7 protein-coding genes are annotated in these 9804 nt (G+C 70.8%); 3 read left to right on the top strand and 4 right to left on the bottom strand.

The window, feature by feature from the left end:
• Window positions 1-174: 174 nt before the first annotated feature.
• Entirely contained in the window at window positions 175-2958 is a 2784-nt protein-coding gene (locus ABZ070_RS32520) for a hypothetical protein (RefSeq protein ID WP_356639173.1), read from the bottom strand.
• A 286-nt stretch (window positions 2959-3244) separates the two neighbouring features.
• The gene (locus ABZ070_RS32515; protein ID WP_356639170.1) at window positions 3245-4141 is read right to left on the bottom strand and encodes a glycoside hydrolase family 19 protein; all 897 of its coding nucleotides are present in this window, start codon (window positions 4139-4141) and stop codon (window positions 3245-3247) included.
• Window positions 4142-4412: 271 nt separating this feature from the next.
• Between ABZ070_RS32515 and ABZ070_RS32510 the strand changes: the two genes are divergently transcribed.
• Window positions 4413-4685 (top strand): DUF1876 domain-containing protein, encoded by a 273-nt coding sequence (locus tag ABZ070_RS32510; protein WP_356639168.1) that lies wholly within the window; start codon window positions 4413-4415, stop codon window positions 4683-4685.
• A gap of 86 nt (window positions 4686-4771) precedes the next feature.
• On the opposite strand, the gene argS is transcribed toward ABZ070_RS32510, so the two are convergent.
• Window positions 4772-6559 carry an arginine--tRNA ligase gene (gene argS, locus ABZ070_RS32505; protein ID WP_356639166.1) on the bottom strand — a complete coding sequence of 596 codons (1788 nt, stop codon included), beginning with the start codon at window positions 6557-6559 and terminating at the stop codon, window positions 4772-4774.
• A 160-nt stretch (window positions 6560-6719) separates the two neighbouring features.
• Between argS and lysS the strand changes: the two genes are divergently transcribed.
• Window positions 6720-8453, top strand: a complete 1734-nt coding sequence (gene lysS / locus ABZ070_RS32500) for a lysine--tRNA ligase (RefSeq protein ID WP_356639164.1) — start codon at window positions 6720-6722, stop codon at window positions 8451-8453.
• A 134-nt stretch (window positions 8454-8587) separates the two neighbouring features.
• Window positions 8588-8785, top strand: coding sequence for a hypothetical protein (locus ABZ070_RS32495; RefSeq protein WP_356639162.1), 198 nt, complete (start codon window positions 8588-8590; stop codon window positions 8783-8785).
• A 29-nt stretch (window positions 8786-8814) separates the two neighbouring features.
• On the opposite strand, the gene ABZ070_RS32490 is transcribed toward ABZ070_RS32495, so the two are convergent.
• A partial coding sequence (locus ABZ070_RS32490) for a DUF2637 domain-containing protein (RefSeq protein ID WP_356639160.1) occupies window positions 8815-9804 on the bottom strand: 990 nt, incomplete at its 5' end.

The raw sequence follows: 9804 nt of genomic DNA, 5'->3' as shown, positions 1-9804 counted from the left end.
TGGCGCGGGGGGTGTTCACCTTTTGGCGCCTGCCGCCGCCGGGGCGGCGCCCGGGTGGGTGCGCGGGGGGGTGGTGGGGTGTGGGGGCCCCGGCGGCCCCCCACCGGCGGTGTCGGCCGACGCGTTCCTGGCAAGGCGGTGTGGTGCGAGTTCGCGCGGCCCTGAACGGGCGCCCTACGGAGCGTCGCGCACGGTGCCCGTGAGGACAGGGCCCTGCGGCTCGCCCTCGTCGTCGGTGGACTGCAGGCCCACGTACTCCGCCGGCTCTGCCACCCTGTCGCCGACCGTGGGCACGAGCACCTCCGCGGTCGTGCTGCCCGGCGGTACCGACGCCCACAGGTAGGCGTACTCCAGCTGGGACAGCGGGACTTCGCCGTCGGGCACCTCGCCGATCATGTCGAGCAGCCACTGCCGTTCGACGTCCTTGGTGGACAGCTCGGCGCGGCCGGTGACGGGCACGATCTTCAGTGTCCTGGTCATCTCCACGTCGGCCGGCGCGGACAGGGCGACCCGCCACTTCAGTGGCTGTCCCTCGGTCACCTTGTCGGCGACGGGCTTGACGGTGATCTCCGGCATCGGGTCGTCGTTCTCGGCGGTGACACCGCCGACGTGCGAACCGACGACGGTCCCGCGCACCGCCTTCACGAGCACGTCGTGCGACACGTCCCAGGAGTAACGCTTGTTGCCCTTCACGCTCACCGGAAGGTCGATGGCGCCGGCGCCGGGCTTCACGGTCACCAGCCGGTCCTTCGCCTGGCCGGTGGCCGGGTCGAGGACATACAGCCGGACCGTTCCGCCGCCGTTGCCGGAGACGTGCACGGGCACCTGGTACGTGCGGACTCCCGAGTCGCCCTCCTTGACCTTCAGACGGCCGATGTCGACACGTGTGAGCGGGGCTTCCTTCACGGCGGGTGTGCCGGGGCTCCAGGCCCAGGCATCCATCAGCCACGCCTGCCCCGAGCGGGTGCGCGGCGTCAGCTCCAGGGAGGCGATCCGGCGCAGGTCGAGACCGGCGCGGGCGGCGGCGGCGAGCGGTACGCGCACCTCGCGCGCCCAGTACGAGGCGGTGCGGTCGCTGCCCGGCAGCCCGTCCACCCGGACGCCGCCGAGCTTCGCCCGCTTGCCGGAGACGTCGGTGACGGCCACGTCCAACTGTGTCCGGGTGGTGTTCGGCGGCACGAAGACGCGCAGCGCGAGGCTCTGGGCCCCCTCGACGGAGAGAGGCTTTTCCGGACGCACTCGCAACGCTGCCGAGCCCGGCGCGGACCAGCGCATCGCCACGGCGCGGCGGCCCGTCTCGCGTTCCGGCTGCCACTGCGCGAAGTGTGGCGAGGAGCCGCCCGCCTCCGCGTTCATGCATGCGGTGCGCGGGTCGGGATCGATCGCGGAGCACAGCCGTCCGCCGGTCACCTTCACGGGGCCGTCCGGCAGGAAGCCGGCGCTCCGGTTCGCGCCCACCGCGTGAGTCAGCACCCGCGCGGGGTCGGCGGACGGGGCGCGGCGGCCGGAGCCGTCGAGCAGCTCGCGCACCTTGTCGTCGCCGGCGACGAAAAGCCGCGCGGCGGCGGCGATGTAGATGGCGCCGGCCCGGTGCTGCTGGTCGGCGGTCAGCCGGGTGGCGGTCCCGGGGGAACACACCGGGTCCGGCTGCTCGGGGTCGTGCCAGAAGTCGTCGTCGGCGGGCGCCTGGGCCTGGCCCGGCGTCCACTCGCTGTTGAAGTAGTTGTGGTTGGCACCGACCATGTAGACCGCGCTGTGCAGCGCCTTGCCCCGGCTGACGCCACGGGTGCCGTCGGCGTACACCTGGCCCTGGAGGTCGGAGACGTCGCCGTCGCAGCCAGGCAGGATCGTCAGCGAGGGCACGTCCGGCACCGGGTTCTGGCCGAAGATCGTCGGGCCGATGAGCACGGTCCCGCGGATGTGCCAGCGCACCGGGCCGCGGTAGCCGTCCCGGTCGGCCGGAGGCGGATAGAGGCTGTCCAGGGCGGCGCGGTTGACGCCCTCGCCGCCGCGCGAGTGGCCGACGAGCAGGACGCGGGACAGGTCGGCCTTCGGGGTGCCGCGTACGGCCTCGGGTGCCGTGGCCGGCTTGGCGGCCCATTCGGCCCAGCGGGCCAGGTGCGTCCGCACCAGTGACGAACGGGCCTGTGCGCCGCCGTCGTCGACGTCGCCGTCCTGGCCGTTGACGCCGTTCGCGGAGATCGACACGGTCACATAGCCCTGGGAGGCCAGCAGCTTCTGGTCGCGCAGATAGCCGCGGTGGCTCGGGATCGGCTCGGCTCCCCTGGCGCAGGGCCAGTCGATCGTCACGTCGCCGTCCCTGCCGGGGACGTAGCAGGTGGCGTGCCGGCCGTGCAGGAACAGTGCCACCGGGCGCTTGCCGGCGGCGCCCTTGGGGGCGACCACCACACCACGCATCTCGACCGGGGCGGAGAAGCCGGGCAGCCGGACCGGGTCGAGCGCGTACTCGCTCGTGGTCGTGGTGTACGAGCCCGGCTTGCCCGGGTCGACGGTGCCTGCCGGGAGCCGGGCGGGGGGCTGCGCGGCGGGCGGTGCGGACCGTCGGTCGCGGGCGCCGGAAGCGGAGGCCTCGTCGAGGCGGCGGCCGGCAGCGAGCACCTGAAGGTCGGTCAGGTTGCTTGTCCGGGCCTCCTCGAGGGGAAGGCGGAAGGTCCGGCCGTCCTTGTCCGGCTCGGGCGCGCCGACCAGCCTGCCGTCGGCGTGGAACTCGACGCGCGCGTCGCCCGCGGGCACCGGGCGGGGTGAGCGCCACTCCAGCGCGCTCTCCCCGTCGTCCTCGGTTATTCGCCAGCCGGGCGGCAGATCGACGTTGTTGTCCTTCGCCGCTGCGGCGGGCCGGACGTCGGGTGCCTGCCGCGCCTGTGCCACCGCGGGCGACACACCCACGACCGTGAGCACCGCTACGGCGGTGGCCCACATCTTCCGGGCACGTATCAACGGTCCCTCCTCATCCCCGTGTTCGGAGCGCCCGTTCCCCCGGACGCCTCTCGACCCCGGAGGACGGGATGGGGGTTCCGCGGGTTGCCTCCGGGGCGCGTGAACCCTGCCGTGCCGGGCGAGGTGGCGTGAACCCTGCCGTGTCGGGCGAGGTGGCGCGAACCGGCCGTGCGGGGCGAGTGGCCTGAACCGGGGCAGTGTGCGGCGAGGTGCCGTGAACATGGTGCGGCCGCGGCCGGGGGACGATGTCTCCCCGGTCCGCGGCCCGATCAGTGGCGGTCCGTCCTCAGCAGTAGAGGTTCCCGCCGGTCGGCACGCCCAGGATCTGGGCGAACTGCTGGTACTTGCTGACCCTGCTCTGGACCTGCGCCGGGTTCTTTCCGTCGCACTCCAGCGAGCCGTTGATCGAACGGATGGTGTGACCGAAGCCGGCCTGGTTGACCATGGCGTTGTGCCCGGTCATCGTGCCGGGGCCGCTCTGGGTGTTCCAGTACCAAAGGCCGGTCTTCCAGGCGACGGCCGCCTCGTTCTGGACTCGCCACGGGTTGTTCAGCAGGTCGATGCCGAGCGCGTCGCCCGCGGCCTTGTAGTTGAAGTTCCAGCTGAGCTGGATCGGTCCGCGGCCGTAGTACGCGGCCTGGCCCGCGGGGCAGCCGTAAGGCTGACTCCAGTCGCAGTAGTGCGGATAGTTGGCCTGGTTCTGCTCCACGACGTGGACCAGTCCGCCGGTCTCGTGGCTGACGTTCGCGAGGAAGGCCGCGGCCTCCTGCTTCTTCACCGTGTCGCTGCCGGTGTTGGCGAAGCCCGGGTAGGCGCTGAGGGCCGCGGTCAGGCCGCTGTAGGTGTAGAAGGAATTCCGGTTCGGGAACATCTGGTTGAACTGCGACTCGCTGACCACGAAGCCGGACGGGGACGGGTTGCCGCCGCCGCTGCAGGTGTACGGGTTCCAGTACCAGGTGCTGATCGTCGGGTCGTAGCCCGGGTTGTCGTGCTCGGCTATGTAGTAGGCGCCGTTGTACCTGACAACGTTGCCAGTCGTGTACCAGGCGCCCTGCTGCCAGTTCGGCGCGGTGTCGCAGACGGATGCGGCGGACGCGGCGGATGCGGAGGGCATCAGGACTGCGGCGAGGCCGGTCGCGACGAGGACGGCGACCAGCAGCGCCATGAGGCGGGTTCTCAGCACTCGATCACTCCTTCTGAGCGCAACGGCCTTACCCGAAGCAGCAGTTGCTGCCCGGGCCAGGCCGCGGTGGGGGGCTGTGCGCCCACTCAAGCGCGCTTGACGTGATCGAGTCAAGGTATAGACCAATGTGACTTCCGGGTAAGTCCGGAAGGACGACGCAAGGGACAACCGGAAGGGCGAGGGGTGGCGATGTGAGAGGGAAGGCCTGACAGTTCGCGATCAGCGACCATGCGGCGCACCCTTGAAGGGGTACCGCTGGAGGTGATCCGTCATGCAGACACTCGTCGGATGGCACATCGAGATGGAGTTCAAGGAGGAGGGTGACCGCACGAGGGCGGCCGCGATGGTGAGGCTCGGCGACGGCACGGAATACCGGGGTCACGGAAACGCGAATCGCCACCATTCCGACCAGCCGCAGCTGCTGGTCGGCGAGGAGATCGCGGGCGCACGCGCCCTGATGGACCTCGCCTCACAGCTGCTGCAGAAGGCTCACACCGAGATCGACGACGCGTCGGGCAGGACTTCGCGCGACATCCGGCCGTGATCGACCGGTGCACGACGGCCACTGGCCGGACGAGGACGAGCAAAATGCTCGCCGGCTCGTCCGGCCAGTGTGCCGAATCGCGTTGATCAGAGGCGCTCGGGCGTCCGGATGCCCAGCAGCGCCATGCCCTGGTGCAGCGTGCGCCCCGTGAGGTCGACCAGGAAGAGGCGGTTCTCCACGACCTCCGCCGGGTTGTCCTCGCTGAGCACGTGGCACTGGTCGTAGAACGTGGTCAGGTGCGAGGCCAGCTGGTACAGGTACGCGGCCAGCTTGTGCGGCTCGTACGAGGACGCGACCTCGGCCAGCACCTCGCCGAACTGGTCCAGGTGCAGACCGAGCGCCCGCTCCGCCGGGGCGAGGGACAGCTCGGCGTGTGCGGCAGGACGCCGAGCGCCCGCGTTCCGCTTGATCGACTGGATACGGGCGTACGCGTACTGGAGGTAGACCGACGTGTCGCCGTTCAGCGACACCATCTGGTCGAGGTCGAACTTGTAGTCGCGCACCGCGGACGTCGACAGGTCGGCGTACTTGACCGCGCCGATGCCCACGTACCGGCCGTTCTCCGCGACCTCCTGGTCGGTCAGGCCGACCTTCTCCCTCTTGTCGGCGACGACGGCCGTCGCCCGGTCGATCGCCTCGTCGAGGAGGTCCACCAGCCGGACCGTCTCACCCTCACGGGTCTTGAACGGCTTGCCGTCCTTGCCGAGCACGGTGCCGAACGCGAGCTGCACGGCCTTGACCTTGTCGTTCAGCCAGCCGGCCCGGCGCGCGGTCTCGAAGACCATCTTGAAGTGCAGGGACTGGCGCGCGTCCACCACGTACAGCAGGGTGGACGCGTTCAGGCTCTGCACGCGGTCGCGGATGGCGGACAGATCGGTGGCCGCGTAGCCGTAGCCGCCGTTGGACTTCTTGACGATCAGCGGGACCGGGTTGCCGTCCGGGCCCTTCACGTCGTCGAAGAACACGCACAGCGCGCCCTCGGAGCGCACGGCGACACCGGACTCCTCGAGGATGCGGCAGGTCTCGTCGAGCATGTCGTTGTAGCCGGACTCGCCGACGACGTCCGGGTCGCGGATCTCCATGTCGAGCTTGTCGAAGACCGAGTAGAAGTAGATCTTCGACTCGTCCACGAACTTCTGCCACAGCGCGAGGGTCTCCTCGTCGCCCGACTGGAGCGCCACCACCCGGTCGCGCGAGCGCGCCTTGAACTCCTCGTCGGAGTCGAAGAGGGCACGGGCGGCCTTGTAGAGCCGGTTGAGGTTGGACATCGCCTCCTCACCGGAGACTCCGCCCTTGTGGTCCAACTCGTGCGGGTGCTCGATCAGATACTGGATGAGCATGCCGAACTGCGTGCCCCAGTCGCCGATGTGGTGGCGCCGGACCACCTTCTCGCCCGCGAACTCCAGGATCTGCACCATCGCGTCACCGATCACCGCGGACCGCAGGTGACCGACGTGCATCTCCTTGGCCACGTTCGGCTGGGCGTAGTCGATCACCGTGGTGCCCGCCTGCTCGGCGTACGGCACGCCGAGGCGGTCGTCCGCGGCGCGGGCGGCCAGCGTGCCGATGATCGCCTTGTCGCTGATCGAGATGTTCAGGAAGCCGGGGCCCGAGACCTCGATGTCCTTGATCACGTCGTCGGTGCCGATGCCCGCGGCGGAGCCGCTGTTGAGCGCAGTGACGACCTTGGTCGCCAGCTCACGCGGATTGCCCTTGAACTTCTTCGCGAGCGCCAGGATGCCGTTGGCCTGGAAGTCGGCCCGGTCGCTTCGTCGCAGCAGGGGGTCGGCGGATCCGGCCTCCGGCAGAGCTGCCGAGAGGGCGTCCGCGAGGCGCTGCTGCACGGTCGAAGCGAGGGAAGGGACCGAGGCCATGAGCTTCCGTTCCTGTCAGGGGACTGTTGCGGTTGTCAAGTATCCCATGGAGGGGCAAGCCGTTTCCCGCAAGAATGGCCGCGGCCCGGCAGGCCCGGAGGAAGGTCCTCCGTCTGGGAGAATGGCCGGGAGCTCAACCCAGCATTCGAGGAAGAAGGACGTGCCGACCGTGGCTCAGAGCAGCACCGAGACCGACTGGGTCTCCCGTTTCGCGGACGAGGTCATCGCCGAGTCGGAGCGACGTGCGCCTGGCAAACCGGTCGTCGTCGCCTCCGGACTCTCCCCCTCCGGCCCCATCCACCTGGGCAACCTCCGCGAGGTCATGACCCCGCACCTGGTCGCCGACGAGGTCCGGCGGCGCGGGCACGAGGTCCGTCACCTGATCTCCTGGGACGACTACGACCGCTACCGCAAGGTGCCGGCCGGTATCGAGGGCATCGACGAGTCGTGGGCCGAGCACATCGGCAAGCCGCTCACCTCGGTCCCCGCGCCCGCCGGCTCCGCGTACCCGAACTGGGCCGAGCACTTCAAGGCCGCGATGACCGCGGCCCTGGACGAGCTGGGCGTCGAGTACGACGGCATCAGCCAGACCGAGCAGTACACGGCAGGCGCCTACCGCGAGCAGATCCTGCACGCGATGAAGCACCGCGCCGGCATCGACGCGATCCTCGACCAGTACCGCACCAAGAAGGCGCCCGCGAAGCAGTCGCAGAAGCCGGTCGACGCGGCCGAGCTCGAGGCGGCGGAGGGCTCCGGCGCGGCCGCGGAGGACGACGGCAGCGGCGGCGCGGCGGGCTACTACCCGTACAAGCCGTACTGCGGCCGGTGCGAGAAGGACCTCACCACCGTCACCTCGTACGACGACGAGACCACCGAGCTGGCCTACGTCTGCACGGCCTGCGGCTTCGACGAGACCGTCCGGCTGAGCGAGTTCAACCGCGGCAAGCTGGTCTGGAAGGTCGACTGGCCGATGCGCTGGGCCTACGAAGGCGTGATCTTCGAGCCCAGCGGCGTCGACCACTCCTCCCCGGGCTCGTCGTTCGTCGTCGGCGGCCAGATCGTTCGCGAGATCTTCGACGGCGTCCAGCCCATCGGCCCGATGTACGCCTTCGTCGGCATCAGCGGCATGGCCAAGATGTCGTCCTCGCGCGGCGGTGTACCCACCCCGGCCGACGCGCTGAAGATCATGGAAGCGCCGCTGCTCCGCTGGCTGTACGCGCGCCGCAAGCCCAACCAGTCCTTCAAGATCGCCTTCGACCAGGAGATCCAGCGGCTCTACGACGAGTGGGACAAGCTCGCCGCCAAGGTCGAGGAGGGCACCGCCCTGCCGGCCGACGCCGCCGCGTACTCCCGGGCCGTCCGCACCGCGGCCGGTGAACTGCCCCGCACACCGCGCCCGCTGCCGTACCGCACGCTCGCCTCGGTCGTCGACATCACCGCCGGCCACGACGAGCAGACGATCCGCATCCTCAGCGACCTCGACCCGGCGAACCCGCTGACCTCGCTGGACGAGGCCCGCCCGCGGCTCGGCTGCGCGGAGAACTGGATCACCACCCAGGTCCCCGCCGACGCCCGGACCGTCGTCCGATCCGAGCCCGACACCGCGCTGCTCGCCTCTCTCGACGACCAGGGCCGTGAATCGCTGCGGCTGCTGCTCGACGGATTGGACACGCACTGGTCGCTCGACGGTCTGACGACGCTCGTCTACGGCGTGCCCAAGGTCATGGCAGGCCTGGAGCCGGACGCCAAGCCGACACCGGAACTGAAGATCGCCCAGCGGTCGTTCTTCGCCCTGCTCTACCGCCTGCTGGTCAGCCGGGAGACGGGCCCGCGCCTGCCCACGCTGCTGCTGGCGGTCGGCGCGGAGCGGGTGCGCAAGCTGCTCGCCGTCTGACGGCCGACCCTCGAAGGTGGAGGGCCCCACCCCGTCGGGGTGGGGCCCTCCACCCGTTTCTGCATCCTTCGGCCTACCCAGGGTTCGGCCGTGCGCACGACGAAACGGGCGCGATGCCGGGAGACCGTTGGGCCATGAAGGAAATCGTGGCGGTCATCGGCTGGGTCACCGGCATCCAGGGCGTACTCGGAGTGGCGGGCCGGACGTTCGGGGACGGGCCGTGGGGCATGCTCCGGAAATGGTGGGAGATCCCCACGGCGGGTTACGTGGTGCTCGCTGTCGCGGGCCTGGCCCTCGCGGTGTACGGCGAGACGGCCAAGAAGCGCGCCTGAGAACTTCTGCGTCCGTGCCCCTCGGCCCGTCAGGCGATGTGTTCTTCTTCCAGCTCGGCCTGCAGGCGCTTCTGGAATCCGGGCAGCAGCCGCTTGAGCAGAGCGGTGCTGCGCGGGTGCCGTACCCCGTGGCGATCGGCGAGCAGTATGTCGAGCCGCTCGGCGCTCGGGTAGTCCTGGTACTCGTTCACGTACTCGAGGAACGCCGGGTAGGCCGCCTCCGCGAACTCGGCGTCCGCGGCGGTGTCCTCGGCGACGGCGTCGGGCCCGGCGCCCTGCTGCGACCGGGCGTCCGGCTGCGGGCCGCTCCGGTACGCGTCGGCGGACTCCTCCTCGTAGGAGTCGTCGTAGGACGCACCCGGCTCCGGCTCGTAGAACTGCGGCTGGGGGACCGCCGGCGACCCGGGGCCGGAGCCGAGCGGGCGCGTGCGGCCGGGTCCCGCAGGGACCGGCACCGGGTGGGGCTCGAAACCCTCGACGTACGTCGGGTTGTACGCGCTCTCGTACGCCTCCTGCGGGACCTGCGGGGCCGCGAACCACGGGCTCTCATGGGCGCCCGGGCCCTCGAACGCATCCTCCGCCGGGCCCGACGGTCCCTCCGACGGTCCTTGCGTGCGAGGCTGCTGCGGGCCGGGACCGGCGGCGGTCACATCCTCCTCGCGCTGCCGCGGCAGCGCGGTGGCACGGGGCAGCTCCGGCTGCGCCGCGGACTGCGCGACCGGCGCCGGCGGCAGCAGCACCGGATCGACACCCGCGGCCGCCAGGCCCGCCGGGGCGGTCTCCGCCAGCGGCACACCGTACTTCGCCAGCCGCAGCGGCATCAGCGCCTCGACCGGGGCCTTGCGCCGCCACGCCCGGCCGAAACGTGCCTGCAGACGGGCCTGATAGATCAGCCGGTCCTGCTCGAGCTTGATCACCTGCTCGTAGCTGCGGAGCTCCCACAGCTTCATCCGCCGCCACAGCTTGAACGTGGGAATGGGGGAGAGCAGCCACCGGGTGAGCCGCACGCCCTCCATGTG

Origin of the sequence: Streptomyces sp. NPDC006283 (genome assembly GCF_040613325.1) — a bacterium.
Lineage (GTDB): Bacteria > Actinomycetota > Actinomycetes > Streptomycetales > Streptomycetaceae > Streptomyces.
Note: the sequence above shows the minus strand (reverse complement) of the source record. Positions and strands in the feature narration are given on the sequence as shown.

What these genes read in the sequence shown, in the direction of transcription:
- ABZ070_RS32495 (WP_356639162.1), top strand. Translation starts at nt 8,588, where the DNA reads ATGAAGGAAATCGTGGCGGTCATCGGCTGGGTCACCGGCATCCAGGGC.
- argS (WP_356639166.1), bottom strand. Translation starts at nt 6,559, where the DNA reads ATGGCCTCGGTCCCTTCCCTCGCTTCGACCGTGCAGCAGCGCCTCGCG.
- ABZ070_RS32510 (WP_356639168.1), top strand. Translation starts at nt 4,413, where the DNA reads ATGCAGACACTCGTCGGATGGCACATCGAGATGGAGTTCAAGGAGGAG.